Annotated in this window: 19 protein-coding genes; 12 read left to right on the top strand and 7 right to left on the bottom strand. The window is 58.4% G+C overall.

Going from position 1 to position 18,563, the window contains the following annotated elements; translation table 11 throughout:
- Nucleotides 1-98: 98 nt before the first annotated feature.
- Nucleotides 99-2,693: a bifunctional aconitate hydratase 2/2-methylisocitrate dehydratase gene (gene acnB, locus BLU26_RS01870; RefSeq protein ID WP_092283318.1), complete on the top strand. Its 2,595-nt coding sequence runs from the start codon at nt 99-101 to the stop codon at nt 2,691-2,693.
- Between the two features lie 206 nt (nt 2,694-2,899).
- Here the strand turns inward: acnB and BLU26_RS01865 are convergent, their stop codons facing one another.
- The 4 genes from BLU26_RS01865 to BLU26_RS01850 all read right to left on the bottom strand — a co-directional run bounded on the left by BLU26_RS01865 (nt 2,900) and on the right by BLU26_RS01850 (nt 4,679).
- A complete protein-coding gene (locus BLU26_RS01865; RefSeq protein ID WP_092288323.1) occupies nt 2,900-3,091 on the bottom strand; it encodes a CsbD family protein in 192 nt (63 codons plus the stop codon).
- Between the two features lie 112 nt (nt 3,092-3,203).
- Complete coding sequence (locus tag BLU26_RS01860) at nt 3,204-3,437, bottom strand: DUF2789 domain-containing protein (RefSeq protein WP_092283316.1); 234 nt, start codon at nt 3,435-3,437, stop codon at nt 3,204-3,206.
- Nucleotides 3,438-3,502: 65 nt separating this feature from the next.
- Entirely contained in the window at nt 3,503-3,751 is a 249-nt protein-coding gene (locus BLU26_RS01855; protein ID WP_092283314.1) for a hypothetical protein, read from the bottom strand.
- Between the two features lie 31 nt (nt 3,752-3,782).
- Nucleotides 3,783-4,679, bottom strand: a complete 897-nt coding sequence (locus tag BLU26_RS01850; protein ID WP_092283312.1) for a DMT family transporter — start codon at nt 4,677-4,679, stop codon at nt 3,783-3,785.
- A 203-nt stretch (nt 4,680-4,882) separates the two neighbouring features.
- On the opposite strand from BLU26_RS01850, the gene BLU26_RS01845 reads away from it, so the two are divergent.
- Nucleotides 4,883-5,755, top strand: a complete 873-nt coding sequence (locus BLU26_RS01845; protein WP_092283310.1) for a helix-turn-helix transcriptional regulator — start codon at nt 4,883-4,885, stop codon at nt 5,753-5,755.
- Between the two features lies 1 nt (nt 5,756).
- Here the strand turns inward: BLU26_RS01845 and BLU26_RS01840 are convergent, their stop codons facing one another.
- From BLU26_RS01840 to BLU26_RS01830, 3 genes are all read right to left on the bottom strand, one after another.
- Nucleotides 5,757-6,389, bottom strand: a complete 633-nt coding sequence (locus BLU26_RS01840; protein ID WP_092283308.1) for a LysE family transporter — start codon at nt 6,387-6,389, stop codon at nt 5,757-5,759.
- 103 nt (nt 6,390-6,492) lie between these two features.
- Entirely contained in the window at nt 6,493-6,798 is a 306-nt protein-coding gene (locus tag BLU26_RS01835) for a ribbon-helix-helix domain-containing protein (RefSeq protein WP_092283306.1), read from the bottom strand.
- A gap of 46 nt (nt 6,799-6,844) precedes the next feature.
- Nucleotides 6,845-7,426, bottom strand: a complete 582-nt coding sequence (locus tag BLU26_RS01830) for a DJ-1/PfpI family protein (RefSeq protein ID WP_092283304.1) — start codon at nt 7,424-7,426, stop codon at nt 6,845-6,847.
- Nucleotides 7,427-8,032: 606 nt separating this feature from the next.
- On the opposite strand from BLU26_RS01830, the gene tssA reads away from it, so the two are divergent.
- The 10 genes from tssA to tssH all read left to right on the top strand — a co-directional run bounded on the left by tssA (nt 8,033) and on the right by tssH (nt 18,554).
- Nucleotides 8,033-9,568 carry a type VI secretion system protein TssA gene (gene tssA / locus BLU26_RS01825; protein ID WP_092283302.1) on the top strand — a complete coding sequence of 512 codons (1,536 nt, stop codon included), beginning with the start codon at nt 8,033-8,035 and terminating at the stop codon, nt 9,566-9,568.
- A gap of 19 nt (nt 9,569-9,587) precedes the next feature.
- Nucleotides 9,588-10,094, top strand: a complete 507-nt coding sequence (tssB, locus tag BLU26_RS01820; protein ID WP_092283300.1) for a type VI secretion system contractile sheath small subunit — start codon at nt 9,588-9,590, stop codon at nt 10,092-10,094.
- Nucleotides 10,095-10,117: 23 nt separating this feature from the next.
- Entirely contained in the window at nt 10,118-11,593 is a 1,476-nt protein-coding gene (gene tssC / locus BLU26_RS01815) for a type VI secretion system contractile sheath large subunit (protein WP_092283298.1), read from the top strand.
- Between the two features lie 9 nt (nt 11,594-11,602).
- On the top strand, nt 11,603-12,007 hold the full coding sequence (gene tssE / locus BLU26_RS01810; RefSeq protein ID WP_092283296.1) for a type VI secretion system baseplate subunit TssE: 405 nt from the start codon (nt 11,603-11,605) through the stop codon (nt 12,005-12,007).
- Nucleotides 12,008-12,055: 48 nt separating this feature from the next.
- Nucleotides 12,056-12,334: a PAAR domain-containing protein gene (locus BLU26_RS01805; RefSeq protein WP_092283294.1), complete on the top strand. Its 279-nt coding sequence runs from the start codon at nt 12,056-12,058 to the stop codon at nt 12,332-12,334.
- A 134-nt stretch (nt 12,335-12,468) separates the two neighbouring features.
- Nucleotides 12,469-12,711, top strand: a complete 243-nt coding sequence (locus BLU26_RS18510; protein WP_157719274.1) for a hypothetical protein — start codon at nt 12,469-12,471, stop codon at nt 12,709-12,711.
- 91 nt (nt 12,712-12,802) lie between these two features.
- A complete protein-coding gene (locus tag BLU26_RS01800) occupies nt 12,803-13,213 on the top strand; it encodes a hypothetical protein (protein WP_092283292.1) in 411 nt (136 codons plus the stop codon).
- 9 nt (nt 13,214-13,222) lie between these two features.
- Nucleotides 13,223-15,013, top strand: a complete 1,791-nt coding sequence (tssF, locus tag BLU26_RS01795; protein WP_092283290.1) for a type VI secretion system baseplate subunit TssF — start codon at nt 13,223-13,225, stop codon at nt 15,011-15,013.
- Nucleotides 14,977-15,984: a type VI secretion system baseplate subunit TssG gene (gene tssG / locus BLU26_RS01790; protein WP_092283288.1), complete on the top strand. Its 1,008-nt coding sequence runs from the start codon at nt 14,977-14,979 to the stop codon at nt 15,982-15,984. Before tssF ends, tssG begins: the two co-directional genes overlap by 37 nt.
- An 11-nt stretch (nt 15,985-15,995) precedes the next feature.
- On the top strand, nt 15,996-18,554 hold the full coding sequence (gene tssH, locus BLU26_RS01785; protein ID WP_092283286.1) for a type VI secretion system ATPase TssH: 2,559 nt from the start codon (nt 15,996-15,998) through the stop codon (nt 18,552-18,554).
- The last annotated feature ends 9 nt before the right edge of the window (nt 18,555-18,563 follow it).

The raw sequence follows: 18,563 nt of genomic DNA, 5'->3' as shown, positions 1-18,563 counted from the left end.
ATAGCCCCCTTTACCCAAGATGTTTATTCAGTGCTTCCCGGGGTCCGAGAGGATGACCGTTCCGTCACGAGCGGAACAGACTGATGAGGGTAATAACTGTGCTTGAAGCCTATCGCAAACACGTTGAAGAGCGCGCAGCCCAGGGCATCGTGCCTCAGCCGCTGAACGCCGAACAAACTGCTGGTCTGGTTGATCTGCTGAAGAACCCGCCAGCTGGCGAAGAAGAGTTCCTGCTTGATCTGCTCACCAACCGCGTCCCACCAGGCGTCGACGAAGCCGCCTACGTCAAGGCCGGCTTTCTGTCTGCCATCGCCAAGGGTGAAGCCACTTCCCCGCTGCTGACCAAACTGCGCGCTGTCGAGCTGCTTGGTACCATGCAGGGCGGTTACAACATTGCCACTCTGGTTGAGCTGCTGGACGACAGCGAGCTTGCCGGCGCCGCCGCCAAGGAACTCAAGCACACCCTGCTGATGTTTGATGCGTTCCACGACGTGGCCGAGCGCGCCAAGAAAGGCAACGCCAATGCCGAAGCCGTCATGCAATCCTGGGCTGCCGGCGAATGGTTCACCAACCGTCCCAAGCTGGCCGACAAGATCAGCCTGAGCGTATTCAAGGTCACTGGCGAAACCAACACCGACGACCTGTCCCCTGCGCCTGATGCCTGGTCACGCCCCGACATCCCGCTGCACGCGCTGGCCATGCTGAAAATGGCGCGCGATGGCATCGAGCCTGTCGAGCAAGGTGTCACCGGTCCGCTGAAGCAGATTGAAGAAGTCAAAGCCAAGGGCTTCCCGGTCGCCTACGTCGGTGACGTTGTGGGTACCGGCTCTTCCCGTAAGTCGGCAACCAACTCCGTGCTGTGGTTCTTCGGTGACGACATCCCGTACGTACCCAACAAGCGCGCTGGCGGTTTCTGCTTTGGTAACAAAATCGCACCTATCTTCTACAACACCATGGAAGATGCCGGTGCACTGCCGATCGAGTTCGATGTTTCCGAAATGAACACCGGCGACGTGATCGACGTGTACCCCTACGAAGGCAAGGTCTGCAAGCACGGTACTGACGAGGTACTGACCACCTTCGAATTGAAAACTCAGGTGCTGCTCGACGAAGTTCGCGCTGGCGGCCGTATTCCGCTGATCATCGGTCGCGGTCTGACTGAAAAAGCCCGCACCGAACTGGGCCTGCCTGCTTCCGACTTGTTCCGCAAGCCCGAAGCACCAGCTGAAAGCACCAAGGGTTATACCCTGGCGCAGAAGATGGTCGGCAAGGCCTGTGGCGTTGAAGGCATCCGCCCCGGTACTTACTGCGAGCCAAAAATGACCACCGTGGGTTCTCAGGACACCACCGGTCCGATGACCCGCGATGAGCTGAAAGACCTGGCCTGCCTGGGCTTCTCTGCCGATCTGGTCATGCAGTCGTTCTGTCACACTGCGGCTTACCCCAAGCCGATCGACGTGACCACGCACCACACCCTGCCTGATTTCATCCACAACCGTGGCGGTGTTGCACTGCGCCCGGGTGACGGCATCATCCACAGCTGGTTGAACCGCATGCTGCTGCCCGACACCGTCGGCACCGGTGGCGACTCGCACACCCGCTTCCCGATGGGTATTTCCTTCCCGGCCGGTTCCGGCCTGGTTGCCTTCGCAGCAGCCACCGGCGTTATGCCGCTGGACATGCCGGAATCCGTTCTGGTGCGCTTCAAGGGTAAGATGCAGCCCGGTATCACCCTGCGTGACCTGGTCCATGCCATCCCTTACTACGCTATTCAGGAAGGTCATCTGACCGTCGAGAAGAAAGGCAAGAAGAACATCTTCTCTGGCCGTATTCTCGAGATCGAAGGTCTGGAGCACCTGACTGCCGAGCAAGCGTTCGAGCTGTCTGACGCTTCTGCCGAGCGTTCTGCTGCCGGCTGTACCATCAAGCTGAGCGAAGAGTCAGTTGCCGAGTACCTGAAGTCGAACATCGTCCTGCTGCGCTGGATGATCGCCAACGGCTACCAGGACCCACGTACACTGGAACGCCGCGCACAGGCTATGGAAGCCTGGCTGGCTGATCCCAAGCTGATGCAGGCTGATGCCGACGCCGAGTACGCCACCGTGATCGAAATCGATCTGGCTGACGTGAAAGAGCCGGTTCTGTGCGCACCGAACGATCCGGACGATGCTCGTCTGCTGTCTGATGTTGCTGGCCAGAAGATCGATGAAGTATTCATCGGCTCCTGCATGACCAACATTGGTCACTTCCGCGCTGCCGGCAAGCTGCTGGAGAAGAACAAGGGCGCCCTGCCGACCCGTCTGTGGCTGGCTCCGCCAACCAAGATGGATCAGTACCAGCTGACCGAAGAAGGCTACTACGGCATCTACGGCAAAGCCGGTGCGCGCATGGAAATGCCGGGCTGCTCGCTGTGCATGGGTAACCAGGCACGTGTGGCTGCCAAGTCGACTGTTGTTTCCACCTCCACACGGAACTTCCCGAACCGTCTGGGCGATGGCGCCGATGTCTTCCTGGCTTCCGCCGAGCTGGCTTCGGTTGCGTCCATCCTGGGCAAACTGCCGACCGTTGATGAGTACATGCAATACGCCGCGCAGATCGACAGCATGGCGAGCGATGTATATCGCTACATGAACTTCAACGAAATCGAGTCTTATCAGAAAGCTGCAGCGTCCATCCCGGTCGCTCAGGTCTGATCGCAGACCCGCAAAAAGCACCACCCGGCGGAGCAGCTCGCTGAGCTGCCGGGAAGTAGCTTGAGAAATCCGATGCCAGAGTCTGGCATCGGATTTTTTTTGCCTGGAGTCTTAGCCAAGGCAGAATTGGCGCCAGATTTGACTGCACAAAAAAGCCGCCTGCAAAACAGGCGGCTTTCATACTGCGGATCAGGCGTTGAGGCTGATCAGGTCTTATCAACCAAATCCTTCAGCTTACCCTTCACATCACCTTTCAGGCTCTCGCCCTTACCTTTGATGTTCTGCAGCTCACCTTCACCCTGCAGTTCCTCATCATCGGTAGCTCGGCCGATCTCTCGCTTGGTTTTACCAACGGTTTCGTCGTATTTGCCTTTGATCTTGTCTGTAGTACTGGTCATGGTCATTCCCCTGCAATTAAGTCTGTGGACTTGCTACGGTTGGAAATCAATCGCTACCTCGCCTTGTGGGCGAGCCAGCCAGTTCATAAAAAAGGTCGTTATTGCTCGCTGATTACTGCTCATGCAAGCGTGCGTTCAACTCGTCGACCACTGGCGCCCACTCTGCATCTTCTCGAATCTCGTCACGCAGAAAGGCGGCTTGGGACGGCGTCCAGAAATCGGCATCGCTCAGCTTGGTGTCGTGTGCCAACGCGTGGCTGGCAAAAAAGGCATCCATACTCGCCGGGTCGGAATCCAGACCCAACTGATCGAAGAGCGTGGTCAAATCTTTGTTCGGCAACTCCATGATGACTCTCCTTGGCTATCAGCTAACAATTGCTTGCATAGTAAAAGAGAGTCTCAGCCTGACGATCAGTTCAATCTTTCTCCGTTTTGCCAAGCGTCGGCCGCGCTGCGCAGCCAGTCCTCGAGCTGCGCCTTGGGCACCTTGCGGCTTTTTGCTTCAGCCAGTTTTTCAAGCATATAGGCGCGCTTTAGCGGATCTTCCCCGGCCATGGATAGCGCCAGATCACGCTCGCCCCAGCGGCGAATGCGCACAAACAGCCACCAGTGAAAAATCACCCCGGCGAGCACCGCTACGGCAATAATGAAGTAGTCCATGCCCCACTCCCTGTTTTCCAGACCTGCTTGTTCAGACCGCCTGCGCCTGCTTCACGGGCCGGCGCGGCCGGTAGAACATAACAGCATTGCCCAGCAAAATGAGCACCAGCCCCAGCACCGCGCTGCCAGTCCACTGATACCCTTCAAACAGCGTAGACATTCCCAACGCAATGAGCGGAAACATTACCGTTGCATAAGCAGCCGGTCCGGCGCCGATACGGCCGATCAGGGCAAAGTAGGCAGCAAAGCCAATCACCGAGCCAAACAGTGCCAGATACAACAGCGACCCTATGTAGGCAGGCGTCCACAGAATGCCGAAAGACGCGCCAGTGAGCCAGGCCAGGGTCAGCATCACGAGAGCCCCGTAGCCCATGGCGTAGGCGTTGGTAGAGAGTAGGTCCAACCCACGCGCCTGATGTCGCACGCTGATCATGTTGCCAAGCGAAAACCCGTAGGTCCCCAGCAGACTCAGGCCAATCCCGAGCAATACATCTGCGCTCATGCTCGACCCTGTCAGGTCGTGCCAGAACAGGCTGAGAATGCCGACAAAGCCCAGCAGGTTGGCCACCAGCAGTCGACGCGTCAAACGCTGGCGAAAGAACAACACGCCGTTGAGCGCATTGAATACTGTCGCCAACGAAAACAGCACAGACTCCAGGCCGCTGTTGATATACGCATTGGCAGCATAAAAGCAGCAAAAATTGAAACCAAACACACACATCCCTTGCAGCACGCAGAAACCGTGGTCACGCCGGCTCAGCCGGCGCAAGCGACCGAACAGCATCAGCACCACAAGCAGCAGCCCAGCCGCCAACGCGAATCGGTAAAACACAGAAACCAGTACGGATACTGAGCCGGACTGCATGGAGATGGCGATCCAGGTGGTACCCCAGATCAGGACGGTGGTGACATACAAAACGGCATTCATCGAGGGCGCTCGCGGCGATGGGTGTTATCTATTATCCAACGCCTGACTCCGTGTGCGCTTGCACCCAGCTCACCCTCGCTTGCAGATTCTTGCGGTTTTGTTGTCCGCCTGAACGCTTTCAGGCAGCTTGCACTTGGCGTGCAGGCGGCCTGTCGCTAACATCACGGGTTAACGCCACCTTGCAGCTGTGGCCAGGAGTCCGCATGTCGCAGTCGTATCAGGTATTTTCCAATCTCCAGCAGCACAAGGCCCAGCTGCAAGGCAGCGCTCAACTGAGCAATGGCCTTGGTTTGGCGCGCTGGTATAACGATGATGCACTGATCGCACTAGACAACGCCGACCATCACACGCTCAGCGTCTATCTGGCCGATGGTTTTCAGTCTTACTTTCGCACCCCTGATGGCTGGCGCAACGGCGGCGCACCCGACAAACTCTGCCTGATGCCCAAAGACTACGCCTCTACCTGGCATATCCGCGGGCCGCTGAGTTTCATGCATCTGTACTTTACCGATCAGCACCTGCGCCAGCAGGCTGAACAAACCTGGGATCGCAGCCCGGCGCAGCTAACCCTCGATGAACGGCTGTTTGCCGATGACCCGCAGATTGCGCTGCTGTACCGTCAATTCCTGCTCAACCACAACTGGCAAGACCCTGCCGATCAGCTGGCCATCAGCAGCGCCACCACGCTGATTCTCAATCACCTGTTGAAGCACTACGTGCATTTGCAATGGCAGGCGCCAGCGGTGCGTGGAGGGCTTTCGCCCTATCAAGTGAAACGGCTGATGGAATTCATCGACGAGCAACTGGATCAGCCGCTGCTGCTGCAGGACCTGGCCGGTCAGGTGGGTCTCAGCGAGTATCATTTTGCCCGCATGTTCAAACACAGCAAGGGCGTTGCACCGCATCAATATGTTATGAGCCGGCGGCTTGAGCGAGCCAAGCAATTGCTGCGCTCTAGTGCACTACCGCTGACCGAAATTGCCCTGCAGTGTGGTTTTAGCTCGCCCAGCCATTTCAGCAATCGTTTTCGCCAGGTGTACGGATGCAGCCCGTCAGCCCTGCGCCTCAAAGGCTAATTTAGGCGCCGGCACGGCGTACCAGCATCAACAAACTGGCCGCTCCGGCAAACAGGCCGGCAAACGCTCGGTTCATGATTTTTTGCTGACGCGGCGAACGCAGCAGACGCAGTACCTTGGCGGCAAGACCGGTGTAGCCCGCCATCACGATCAGATCAACTACAATCATGGTCAGCGCCATCACCGCGTATTGCGGCAACATGGGGTGCGTCAGATCGAGAAATTGCGGCAGCACCGCGAGCATGAAAACCACCGCCTTGGGGTTACTGACGTTCACCAGAAAACCGCGAAATACCAGAACCAGCGGCTGGCCCAATGGGCGCAGTGACACTTCCTGCTCCATGGCAACCGGTTGCGCATGCCACTGCCGCCAAGCCAGATAAAGCAGGTAGAGCACACCAAACCACTTGATCAGGTTAAACGCCAACGCCGACGTCGCCAGTAGCGCCCCCACCCCTGCCGCTACCACGGCAATCTGCAGCAGCAACCCCAGCTGTAGCCCAAGCGCCGTCCAGTAACCCCGCGCGAAGCCGTAGTTCAGACCGCTGGACATGGAGGCAATCGCCCCCGCGCCGGGCGACAGGCTGATCACCCAACACGCAACAAAAAAAGCCAGCCAGGTCTCAATCGCCACGGAGTTACTCCAGATAATAAGCAAACAGGAAAGCAAACACGCCGCCCTTGGGCGACGTGTTTGCAACAGCATTCTAACAGGCTAAATATCTTGATCCACGGCTTCAGCCCGTTGCCCGCCCCACCAGCGCCAGCGGCACAACCTGGGCCTCACGTTGCGCCAGATAACGAGTACAACTGACGCGCAGAAAAGACGCAAAGTTAACCACCTCGCCGCGCAACTCCATGATTTCGTCGTACAGCTTGGTAATCAACTGATTGGTGGTCATGCCATCGACCTCGGCAATCTCCTGCAGTATCTGCCAAAACTGGTTCTCCAGCCGCAGCGTGGTGACCACGCCGCGGATGCGCAACGAACGTGACCGTGACTCGTACAGAATCGGATCCGCCTTCACATAGAGTTCACACATAATGGTCTCCGCCCTGGGGTCGCTCGTCAAAGGCAACCCGCTCATCTTACAACTCGATCCGCGCGCCCAGCAATTTGACGAACGCGGCCAACCAGAGCGGATGCGCAGGCCAGGCCGGCGCTGTCACCAGGTTACCCTCAACATGGGCCTGATCTGCGGCAATATCAATGTACTGACCACCCGCCAAGCGCACATCGGGACCGCACGCAGGATAAGCGCTGCACTCACGCCCCTCAAGCACACCCGCCGCTGCCAACAGCTGGGCACCATGACAAACGGCCGCAATCGGCTTGTTCGCTGCGGCGAAGGCCTGCACTATCTCGATCACCCGTTCGTTCAAGCGCAGGTACTCGGGCGAGCGCCCACCCGGCACAACCAGACCTACATAGTCTTCAGGGTTAACATCGGAAAAATTGTACGTCAGGGCAAAATTGTGGCCAGGCTTTTCGGTATAGGTCTGATCGCCCTCAAAATCGTGTATCGCCGTTTTCACGCTATCGCCGGCCTGTTTTTCGGGGCACACGGCGTGGACTTCATAGCCCAACATGCTCAGCGCCTGAAACGGCACCATGATCTCGTAGTCTTCGACAAAGTCGCCTGCCAATAACAACAGCTTTTTGCTGCCCATGATCCGTCTCCTGCAGTGAATGAGATCACATCATGCGCCCGAGAAGCTCGGCGGTGGTAACAGCGGGTTACTACATCGATGAATTAATTACTCGCGGCCCGCCTATTTATAGGCATGGCAAACCCGCCCGAGCCCTAAAACACTTACCAACAACTAACAACACATAAACATCGACTTTATCGACTGCAAATGCGAACAAGAGCACAAGAACAAAAACCCATTTTTTTGACGTCAATACACAGCTGTAAAAGATAAGCTTTAAAAAACACAAATCATTGTTTTTATTGGATTTTATAAACAACACAACAACCAATTCACAGTTTGAAAGCGATTACCAACAAGCCAAACCAGTTCACACTTTATGGACTTGAAGGCACTGCCAACCGCGAATAGGATAGCCACCTTTCCAGCCAGTAATGCGCAGTTTCTTGCACAGAAAGTTGAGCAACTAATTGCCATCGTGAAATCAGAAGTTATGGAGTGCGCAGCTTTTTGCGCACCAACATGCGCAAGAAGTTGCGCATGTTGCGCCATCTATTCCAGCACATTGCCGCAGAGCAATACGCCTGAAAACAGTACACACAACGGACAGTGATAAGTACCCACATGCAGCTGCAGACTATAAATACCATTGCCAGTAGCCCCATCAATGAAACCAGCTTTGCTGGCGAGGATGTGCGCTATAGCAGCGAGTATGAGGAGCTTGAGCGCGAACTGGCCAAGGCCGGCTCACTGCATGACAACCAGCAGCCCGACTGGGAAGTGGTGCGCGACGGCAGCCTGACAATACTTGGCAGCCAGTCCAAGGATCTGCGCGTAGCCGCGTGGTTGTGCTGGAGCTTGCTGGAAACCGATGGTGTGGCGGGACTCTGTAGCGGCCTACAGATGCTCGGCAGTCTATGCGACAGCCACTGGCAGGAGCTGCACCCGCGCAAGGACCGCACTCGTATCGCGGCGCTAAATTGGTTGTTTGCACGCCTTGAGAGCAGCGCAGAACAGCGATTGAACAGCGAAACAGAAGTACTCGTCAGCGCACTGCAACACCTGCAACAAGCCCTGGCGGCACATCTGAAGGAGCAGGCACCCGATTTGCAGCCCTTGTGCCGCAAAGCAAAGGCTGCGCAGCAAAAGCCAGCCCCCGCGCCTGTCGTTACGCCCGTCTCTGACAGCAGCGCGCCCGTGACCACCACCCAAAGCACTCCCGGCCCCATCAGCAACGCCAAGGACGCGCACAAGGCACTGCGGCTACTGCAGGATCACGCTCGGCCCTTGTGCCACTGGTGGCTTCGCGACAATCAGTGCGATCTACGCGCGCTGCGCCTGTCGCGCACCGTGCTTTGGCTACCCATAGACGCACTACCCAGCCACGACGCCAATCACAAGACCGGGTTGAGAAACCTCCCCACCGATCGAATCGCTGCTTACCGAGAGCGGCTTAGCCAGGGCCAGCATGCCGCGCTGTTAACCGATATCGAGGCCAGTCTCGCTCGCGCACCCTTCTGGCTCGATGGCCAGTATCTGGCATGGCAATGCTGCGACGCATTGGGCGCCAGTGACGCCGCGGAAGAAATAGAGCTGCAACTTGCCTGGCAGCTCACACGCCTGCCGGGCCTCGAGAAGCTCCGCTTCTTTGACGACACCCCCTTTGCCGATGACAGCACCCTGGATTGGATCAACAGCCGCGTACTGGCGCACGGCGCAGCCGCACAACCGGCCACCATCACCTTTGCGCGTGGCGCCGAACAGCCACTCGCCGCCTGGGACCAGGGGCTCGAGGAGGCACTCAGCACCCTGCGCAAAACCGGTCTGAAAGACGCTGTACAGGCGCTCGGCGGACAGATCAAACAGGCCCGCGGTGAACGCGCCGCTTTTTATTGGCGCCTGGCGCAGGCACGACTGTGCTTTCAAGCCCGCCAGTACGAATTGGCCAAGGCTCAGCTGGAAACCTTGCATCAACAGCTTCAGGCCCATGGCCTGGACAAATGGGAACCTGATCTCAACCTCGATGTGCTGCGCCTGCTGCACAGCTGTTGTGACCTGCTGCCGCAGAATCAGAACACGCGCGAGCGCAAGGACGAGATCTACCACCGCCTGTGCCACCTCGATTTGGGTGTGGTGCTGGAACAGGCCCTCGGGGCCTAACACCATACGGAGAAACAACATGGCCAAAGACGGCTCAGTAGCCCCCAAGGAACGCGTCAACGTCACCTTTACCCCCGACGGCAACGACGCTCACGAAGAAATCGAACTGCCGCTGAAGTTGATGGTGCTGGGCGATTTCACCCAGCGTGAGGACGACCGCACCATTGAAGAGCGCAAGCCCATCGCCATCGACAAACGTAGCTTCGATGAAGTGCTGGCCAAGCAGGAATTGAACCTGACATTTGCGGTACCCAATCAGCTGCAGGACGAACCCACCAGCGAAGACCTGGCGGTCAACCTGCAGATCAACTCGATGAAGGATTTCAACCCCACCAGCGTTGTGCAGCAAGTACCCGAGCTGCAAAAACTGATGGAACTGCGCGACGCGCTGGTTGCGCTCAAGGGCCCGCTGGGTAACGCCCCAGCGTTCCGCAAGGCGATCGAGAGCGTGCTCAATGACGATGACTCGCGCGACCGCGTACTCGCCGAGCTCGGCCTGACCGACCAGAACCAACCTGAAACCTGATCGCCACCGACAAGGACGCCGCCATGAGCAGCCAATCTTCCGCACAGCAAACCCAGAGTAGCGCCGATACCGGCATTCTCGACCGCATCATCGCCGAAACCCGCCTCACCCCGGACGACGAGGCCTACAACATCGCCAAGCGCGGCGTCTCGGCCTTTATCGCCGAACTACTGAAACCGCACAACGAGCAGGAGCCGGTCAAGAAGGCTCTGGTTGATCGCATGATCGCCGAAATCGACGCCAAGCTCAGCCGTCAGATGGACGCGATTCTGCACCACGAGAAATTCCAGGCGCTGGAATCCTCCTGGCGCGGCCTGCAGCTACTGGTGGATCGCACCGATTTCCGCGAGAACATCAAGCTGGAGATCATCAACGCCTCCAAGGAAGACCTGCTGGAAGACTTCGAAGACAGCCCCGAGCTGGTTCAGTCCGGTCTGTATAAGCACGTCTATACCGCGGAGTACGGCCAGTTCGGTGGTCAGCCGGTCGGCGCCTTGATCGCCAACTACTATTTCAACCCCAGCTCGCCGGACATCAAAACCCTGCAGCACATTTCCAGTGTTGCCAGCATGGCGCACGCACCCTTCATTGCCTCTGCCGGCCCGCAGTTTTTTGGTCTGGAAAGCTTCACCGGCCTACCCGACATCAAGGACCTGAAGGACCACTTCGAGGGTCCGCAGTTTGCCAAATGGCAAAGTTTCCGCGAACAGGAAGACGCCCGCTATGTCGGCCTCACCCTGCCCCGCTTCCTGTTGCGCAACCCCTATGATCCGGTTGAAAACCCGGTGCGCAGCTTCGTCTACAAGGAAAGCGTCGCGCAGAGCCACGAGCACTACCTGTGGGGCAACACCGCCTTTGCCTTCGCCACCCGCCTGGCCGAAAGCTTTGCCAAATTCCGCTGGTGCCCGAACATCATTGGCCCGCAGAGCGGCGGCGCGGTGGAAGATCTTCCCCTGCATCACTTTGAAAGCATGGGCGAAATCGAAACCAAGATTCCGACCGAGGTGCTGGTATCAGATCGCCGCGAATACGAGCTGGCAGACGAAGGTTTCATCGCCCTGACCATGCGCAAAGGCAGTGACAACGCCGCCTTCTTCTCCGCCAACTCCACGCAGAAAGGCAAGTTCTTTGGCAACAGCGAAGAAGGCAAGCTGGCCGAGCTGAATTTCCGTCTCGGCACCCAGTTGCCCTACCTGTTCATCGTCAACCGTCTGGCCCACTACCTGAAGGTGCTGCAGCGCGAACAGATCGGCGCCTGGAAAGAGCGCACTGACCTGGAGCTGGAGCTGAACAAATGGATTCGTCAGTACGTGGCTGACCAGGATAACCCGAGCGCCGAGGTTCGCGGCCGCCGTCCGCTGCGCGCAGCGCAAGTTGTCGTCAGCGACGTGCCGGGCGAGCCGGGCTGGTACCGCGTGGGTCTGAGCGTGCGTCCGCACTTCAAGTATATGGGCGCCGACTTCACCCTGTCGCTGGTCGGCAAACTGGACAAGGAGTAATCACGCAGCATGGCCTACGGCAGCCTGTTCGAGCGACTTGATGGTAGCGCTGCATTGCGTGACGGCATCCCTGGCGATGCCGCCATCAATGCCTCGGTAGCAGCCCATCTGAGCAAGATGCTCAGCACCCGTGCCGGTAGCGTGCAAGCGCTGCCGGACTACGGACTGCCAGACCTCAACGACATGCGGCTCTCATTGCATGACTCATTGCAGAAAGCCCGGGCAGCGATTGAACGCTTTATCGAGGTCTACGAGCCCAGGCTCAGCCAGGTAAAAGTGCTGACCTTGCCGCGTGACCACGACCCACTGAACCTGTCCTTTGCCATCGAAGGCATGCTGACCCTGGATGGTATGCGCCAGGCGGTCAGTTTCGCAGTACGCCTGGATGGCCGTGGCCAGGCCTCAGTCAGGTAACAACAGCAAGTGCCGCGCAGGCTGCGCGGCACTGACAAGGAGTTTTACATGTCAGGCAAACCCGCCGCACGCGTTGGCGACCCCACCGCTTGCCCGAAAAAGGGCCACGGCACCAATCCCGTCGTCACCGGCTCAGCCGATGTACTGATCGACGGCGTACCTGCCGCCCGCATGGGTGACAGCACCGCCTGTGGTAGCAGCCTGGTGGGCGCTGTCGCCAGCACAGTGCTGATCAATGGCAAACCTGCTGCAGTACTGGGCAGTACCGGAAATCATGGCAATTCCGTGGTAGCCGGTTCAGGAACTGTGCTTATTGGCGCAAGCTAAATGAATCGCCGGATAACGACGGCCTTGGTGTGTCATAGCGCCGCTTGCTTGTCATCTCCGTTAACCACTTCTTTGGGGGTTTGAAATTTATGCCTTTTTTGGGGCACTCCGTTATCAAGGGGGGAGCGATAGGTTTGGCTGTTCAATTTGTTTTTGCTGTTTTCATCCTGACCAATGGAATTATCGTCTTGGTAAGCAGCATAAGAGCAAAAATTATTGTGATTAGCACATCGGTTTTAGCGAATTTTATTTGCTTACTCCCGCAACACCTTTTGCGCGCTCTGCTTTTCGCAATTTTGTCGGGAAGTTTATCGCTGGCCGCCGTAAATGTAGCGCTGCGACTCGCTCCAGGTGGTACATCAGCGGTCAAACACTAAAGAAGGAGTAACGAGTGACAAAAATTATTTCTATAAAAAACAGCTTGTTACCGACAGCAATCTTGTTCTAATCGGCACGAAGGTTTTTTCAATGATTAAATTTAATATTTTCTTATTAGCCCTCGTGACCGTGCTTTCAGGTTGTAGCGCGCAACCCAAATATTTTTTTATTGCAAACTTGGAAAACACTTGTTCGCACCCTATCCGAGTGAACGCAGTTGATTATTCAAACGCTAAAAAAGCGTTCATTCCAGACCAGGAAATAGCCTCGGGCGGGAATGTCGAAGTTCTATCACAAATAAGTTTCAGTGAGCAGATGGAAATTAGCATCCCCGATACTTATCGACTGGACATCAAAGCTAACGAGCAGACCATTTCACTCGACAAACAGCTATTTATCGCTCAATTGAAAAACTCGCCCAGCACACATACGGGCAAAAGCGGCACGACATGGACTATTAGCGATAGCAGTTTGTGTCCGCAACAGCACGCCCAAGGATGAGCAAAACAGATGTCATTTAATCACTACTACCAGAGCGAACTCACCGCACTGCGCCAGCAGGGCAAACGCTTTGCCGAGCGTAACCCGGCGCTCGCGCCTTTTCTGGGACAAAGCGGTCGCGATCCGGATGTTGAGCGTCTGCTGGAAGGTTTTGCCTTTTTGACTGGGCGCCTGCGGCAGAAGCTGGATGACGAGCTGCCGGAGCTGACCCACTCGCTGATGCACCTGCTGTGGCCCAATTACATGCGGCCACTCCCGGCGTTCAGCATGCTGCAGTTTGACCCACTGAAGCGCCCATCGCCGGTGCAGAAGGTACCCCGTAACACACCGGTGGAATCCAAGCCGGTCAAGGGCGTCACCTGCCAGTTCCGCACCGCCTTTGACACCGAGGTAATGCCGCTGGATATCAGCAGCCTGGATTACTCGGTGAAGGGTGGCGGCGCGCTGCTGGAACTCAAATTGATGATGACCGCCGAAGGCAACCTGGGTGATCTGCGCCTGGATCGGTTGCGCCTGCACCTGGCCGGCGAGGGGTACATTAGCCAGATGCTGTACCTGCACCTGCTCTGCCACCTTGATGGTGTAGAGCTGGTATTGCTCGACCACAACGGCAAAGCCCTGCTCGACGATTACGGCTCGCCGCTGGGCCGCAAGCAGTTGGCCGCCAATCAGGTTCTGCCCGCCGGGTTTGACGAAGCGCAGGCGCTCATTCCTTATCCGAACAACACCTTCCGCGGTTATCGCTACTTGCAGGAGTACTACGCCTTTCAGGAGAAATTCCTGTTCGTAGACGTATTAGGCATCGACCATTTTCAGCCCCTGGCAACCGATCTGCTGAAACGCGCGCGCGGCTTTGCCCTGCGCTTTGACATTCGCCAGGTTGGCACCCAGCGCATTAGCCCCACCAAAGACAACGTGCGTCTGTATTGCACCCCGGTGGTCAACCTGTTCTGTCACGATGCGGTGCCGATTCGCCTGGATGGCCGGCAGGACCAGTATCTGCTGCGCCCGGCCGAGTATCCGGCAGATCACTGCGGCATCTTCTCGATCGACCGGGTAACCGGCTGGAAGCCGGGCGGTATGGGTTACGAGGATTACGTGCCCTTTGAATCCTTTGAGCACGATGTGAGCTTTGACAATCGCGAGTCGCGCCCGCACTACAGCTTGCGCCAGTATCCTTCGATGCTGGGCGAAGGTCAGGATACCTACCTGAGCTTTGGCCTGCGCAATATCGATCAGCACGAAACTTTGTCGATTGAGCTGACCTGTACCAATCAGGACCTGCCACGGCAACTGGCGCTCGGCGACATCTGCCGACCCACCGAAGACACCCCGGAGTTTCTCAGCTTCCGCAATATCAGCACGGTTACGCCGACCTACGCCCCGCCGCTGCATCAGGATTTTCTCTGGAAGCTGATCAGCAACATGTCGCTCAACTACCTGTCGCTGGAAGACGTCAACGCGCTCAAGTTGGTGCTCGAAACCTACGACCTGCCGCGCCATTACGACCAGCACGCAGCGCGCGTCAGCAAGCGGCGGCTGGAGGGCATCAAGAGCGTACGCCATGTGCACGTGGATCGACTGCTGCGCGGCCTGCCGGTGCGCGGCATCAAGACCGAACTCAGCATGGATCTGGAAAGTTATCTGGGTGAAGGCGACATGTACCTGTTCGCCTCCGTGCTGAACGAGTTCCTGTCGCTGTATTCCAGCCTCAATTCGTACCACGAATTTTCCGTCAACAGCACACAGGGAGAGGTGTACCAATGGGCGCCGCGCATGGGCCAACAGCCCCTGTTCTAACCAGAATCAAACGCGACATCCGTCAGTACAGTCTGTTTCAGGGTGTGCTGCTGGTACTCGAACGCCTGCAGCTCGCGCACCCCGAGCTGGAAGACGAGGCCCTGTACGAGCGCCTGCAGTTCGTCGCCAATCCGAGCATGGGCTTTCCCGGCAGCGATATTGAAGGGGTGGAGTTCATTCAGGGCACCGACGGCCTGCGCGCACGCCTGCAGGTCAACCTCATCAGCCTCAGCGGTGCTGGCTCGCCGTTACCGGCCTTCTATGGCGAACAGGCGTTGGGCGACGGACCGGACGGTAATCCGACGCGCGAGTTTCTCGACCTGTTCAATGATCGTCTGCAACGCCTGCTATTGCCCATTTGGCAGAAGTATCGTTACCGCGCGCGTTTCAGCAAGGGCGCTCAGGATCCCTTCTCCGTGCAATTGCTGTCGCTGGTCGGTTTGCGGCCCGACCGTATGGCCCAGGCGCCCGAGCTGAACTGGAAGCGCCTGCTGCCCTACCTGGGCCTACTCAGCATGCGCGCCCAGTCGGCTGAGCTGATCGAAGCGGTACTGCGTTATTACTTTCGGCATCCGCAGATGCAGATCGAGCAATGCATGCAGCGCCACGTCAGTATTCAGCCGGATCAGCGCAGCCAGCTGGGCCGCGCCAACAGCCGCCTGGGATACGACCTGGTACTGGGTGAAACGGTCTCCGATCGCAGTGGCAAGTTTCGCCTACACATTCGCGCGCTGGACTGGGATGGATTCCACGGTTTTCTGCCGCCCGGCCAACACTTCAAACCACTGCGTGCCTTGCTGCGATTCACCCTGCGCGAACCGCTGGAGTACGACATTCAACTGCATTTGCGTCAGGACGAAATCCGCGAATTGCGGCTCGGCGCAAGCAACCCCTGCCGCCTCGGCTGGACCAGCTGGCTTGGTCACGAGCAGGCACAGCCCAGCGTGACGCTCGGCACCGTAACTCATTAAGGACTGATGACATGATGCAACTCGATCTACAACAACTGGTACAAGCGCTGGATGCCCCCAGCCGCCAGGACCTGGAAGCCGCAGCAGAGCGCTGCATGCAGCGCGGCGGCAACAAGGTACTGGTAGAAGACCTGTTGCTGGGCTTGCTTGAGCGTCAGGACGGCCTGCTGAGCCGTGCCCTGCAGGACGCCGAGATTGCCTCCGGACGCTTGGCCGAAACCCTGGTACCCCGTGGCCAGAACGAGAGCAGCAGCAATCCCAGCTTCTCCGCCGAATTGGTGCAATGGCTGCAGGATGCGCTGCTGGTGGCCAACCTTGAGCTGGCTAGCAGCCGCATCGACCAGGCAGCGCTGTTGCTGGCACTGCTGCGTAACCCCATGCGTTATGCCGGCACGCCTTATCAGACCATTCTGAGCGGGCTGAACGCCGAGCGGCTGCGCGACTTTGCGCTGTCACAACAGGCTGATGGCAACAACGCCAAGGCGCCACAGGGCGAATCTGCCCTGCTGCGTTTTACCCACAATTTCACCCAGCAGGCGCGCGACGGCAAGTTGGACCCGGTGTTGTGCCGTGACCAGTCGATCCGCCAGATGATCGATATTCTCGCCCGGCGTCGCAAGAACAACCCCATCGTGGTCGGTGAAGCCGGCGTGGGTAAAACCGCACTGGTTGAAGGCCTGGCGCTGCGTATCGCCAACGATGCGGTTCCCGAGGCGTTGCGCAACGTTGAGTTACTCTGTCTCGACCTGGGGCTGCTGCAGGCCGGGGCGAGCATCAAGGGCGAGTTTGAACGGCGCCTGCAAGGCGTTATCGACGAGGTCAAGGCCTCACCAAAGCCCATAGTGCTGTTTATCGATGAGGCCCACACCCTGATTGGCGCCGGGGGACAGGCCGGCAGCGGTGACGCGGCCAATCTGCTCAAGCCGGCATTGGCACGGGGCGAACTGCGCACCATCGCCGCCACCACCTGGAGCGAGTACAAAAAGTACTTTGAAAAGGACCCAGCGCTGGCGCGGCGTTTTCAACCAGTACAGCTGCTTGAACCCACCCCCGCCGAAGCCGTCACCATTCTGCGTGGCCTGGCCCCGGTGTATGAACGTAGCCATGGTATCTACCTGCGCGATGATGCGGTGGTGGCAGCCGCGGAACTCTCGGCGCGCTATCTTGCTGGCCGTCAGCTGCCCGACAAGGCGGTGGATGTGCTGGATACCGCCTGCGCACGGGTGCGCATCAGCCTGGCGGCGGCGCCCTGCGCGCTTGAGGCCTTGCGCGGTGAAATCGCCGAGGGCGAGCGCCAGCTGCAAGCAATACAACGTGATCTGAGCGCCGGGCTGGAGGTAGATGCTCCCGCGCTGGACGCGCTGGAAACGCGGCTTCACGCCGCGCGTAGTGAGGCCCAGGCGCTGGCCGAGCGCTGGCAGCAGCAACGCGAGCTGGCAGAGCGTCTATTGGCACTGCGTCAGGCCTGTGCTGAAAGCGGCGCTGATGACGCCAGCCAGGCTGAGCTGCAGCAAGTCCAACTGGAGCTGCAGCAGTCCCAGCGGGACGAACGTCTGGTCAGTCATGAGGTCTGCCCGCGGCTGGTGGCCGAAGTCATCAGCCACTGGACCGGCGTACCGCTGTCGCAGTTGGCCCGCGAGCACAACGCCAAGGTCACCACCTTTGCCGACGATCTGCGGCAGCGTCTGCGCGGTCAGGAGCCTGCGATTGCAGCGCTCGACCGGGCCATGCGCGCCACTGCCGCAGGCCTGAACCGCCCTGACGCACCGGTCGGTGTGTTTTTGCTGGTTGGCCCCAGCGGCGTAGGTAAAACCGAAACCGCACTGGCCTTGGCCGACCTGCTGTACGGCGGTGAACGCTTTCTCACTGTCATCAACATGAGCGAGTTTCAGGAGAAACACAGCCTCTCTCGCCTGATTGGCTCGCCGCCCGGCTACGTCGGCTACGGTGAAGGCGGCATGCTGACCGAAGCCGTGCGCCAGAAGCCTTACTCGGTGATTCTGCTGGACGAGGTAGAAAAAGCCGACCCGGACGTACTCAACCTGTTCTATCAGATCTTCGACAAGGGTATCGCCAACGACGGCGAAGGGCGCGAGATCAACTTCCGCAATACGCTGATTCTGATGACCTCGAATCTGGGCAGCGAACAGATCTCTACATTGTGCGCGAACGGCGCCAACGCTGACAGCCAGCAGCTTGAGGAGGCGATCCGCCCAGCGCTGATCCGCCACTTCAAACCCGCCCTGCTGGCGCGCATGCGCATCGTGCCTTATTACCCGATTGCCGGCGCGGTGCTTGAGGAGCTGGTTGAGCTCAAGTTGCAGCGTTTTGCCGAGCGCCTGCAGCGCCGCCAGCTCAGCTTTGCCCACGACCAGCAACTGGTCAGCCACCTGGCCGAACGCTGCCTGCGCGCTGATAGCGGCGCCCGCCTGATCGACCAGTTGATCGATGAGCACCTGCAGCCACAGGTGGTCGATCGGCTGCTTGATGCCATGGCCAGCGGCCAGCGCGTGCAACAGGTAACCGCCACCCTTGGCAGCGCAGGAGCCATTGTCTGTGAGTTCGCTTAAGCTCCCAAG

The sequence above is a fragment of the Halopseudomonas sabulinigri genome, from assembly GCF_900105255.1.
In the GTDB taxonomy this organism is placed as follows: domain Bacteria; phylum Pseudomonadota; class Gammaproteobacteria; order Pseudomonadales; family Pseudomonadaceae; genus Halopseudomonas; species Halopseudomonas sabulinigri.
This window is presented reverse-complemented; position numbering and strand designations above follow the sequence as displayed.

Excerpts from the sequence above, each read along its gene's own strand:
- tssE (WP_092283296.1), top strand. The coding sequence starts at position 11,603 with ATGGCCTACGGCAGCCTGTTCGAGCGACTTGATGGTAGCGCTGCATTG.
- tssF (WP_092283290.1), top strand. The coding sequence starts at position 13,223 with ATGTCATTTAATCACTACTACCAGAGCGAACTCACCGCACTGCGCCAG.
- BLU26_RS01850 (WP_092283312.1), bottom strand. The coding sequence starts at position 4,679 with ATGAATGCCGTTTTGTATGTCACCACCGTCCTGATCTGGGGTACCACC.
- tssB (WP_092283300.1), top strand. The coding sequence starts at position 9,588 with ATGGCCAAAGACGGCTCAGTAGCCCCCAAGGAACGCGTCAACGTCACC.
- BLU26_RS01830 (WP_092283304.1), bottom strand. The coding sequence starts at position 7,426 with ATGGGCAGCAAAAAGCTGTTGTTATTGGCAGGCGACTTTGTCGAAGAC.
- tssA (WP_092283302.1), top strand. The coding sequence starts at position 8,033 with ATGCAGCTGCAGACTATAAATACCATTGCCAGTAGCCCCATCAATGAA.
- BLU26_RS01805 (WP_092283294.1), top strand. The coding sequence starts at position 12,056 with ATGTCAGGCAAACCCGCCGCACGCGTTGGCGACCCCACCGCTTGCCCG.
- tssH (WP_092283286.1), top strand. The coding sequence starts at position 15,996 with ATGATGCAACTCGATCTACAACAACTGGTACAAGCGCTGGATGCCCCC.
- BLU26_RS01845 (WP_092283310.1), top strand. The coding sequence starts at position 4,883 with ATGTCGCAGTCGTATCAGGTATTTTCCAATCTCCAGCAGCACAAGGCC.
- BLU26_RS01860 (WP_092283316.1), bottom strand. The coding sequence starts at position 3,437 with ATGGAGTTGCCGAACAAAGATTTGACCACGCTCTTCGATCAGTTGGGT.
- BLU26_RS01800 (WP_092283292.1), top strand. The coding sequence starts at position 12,803 with ATGATTAAATTTAATATTTTCTTATTAGCCCTCGTGACCGTGCTTTCA.
- tssG (WP_092283288.1), top strand. The coding sequence starts at position 14,977 with ATGGGCGCCGCGCATGGGCCAACAGCCCCTGTTCTAACCAGAATCAAA.
- BLU26_RS01835 (WP_092283306.1), bottom strand. The coding sequence starts at position 6,798 with ATGTGTGAACTCTATGTGAAGGCGGATCCGATTCTGTACGAGTCACGG.
- BLU26_RS01855 (WP_092283314.1), bottom strand. The coding sequence starts at position 3,751 with ATGGACTACTTCATTATTGCCGTAGCGGTGCTCGCCGGGGTGATTTTT.
- BLU26_RS01865 (WP_092288323.1), bottom strand. The coding sequence starts at position 3,091 with ATGACCAGTACTACAGACAAGATCAAAGGCAAATACGACGAAACCGTT.
- tssC (WP_092283298.1), top strand. The coding sequence starts at position 10,118 with ATGAGCAGCCAATCTTCCGCACAGCAAACCCAGAGTAGCGCCGATACC.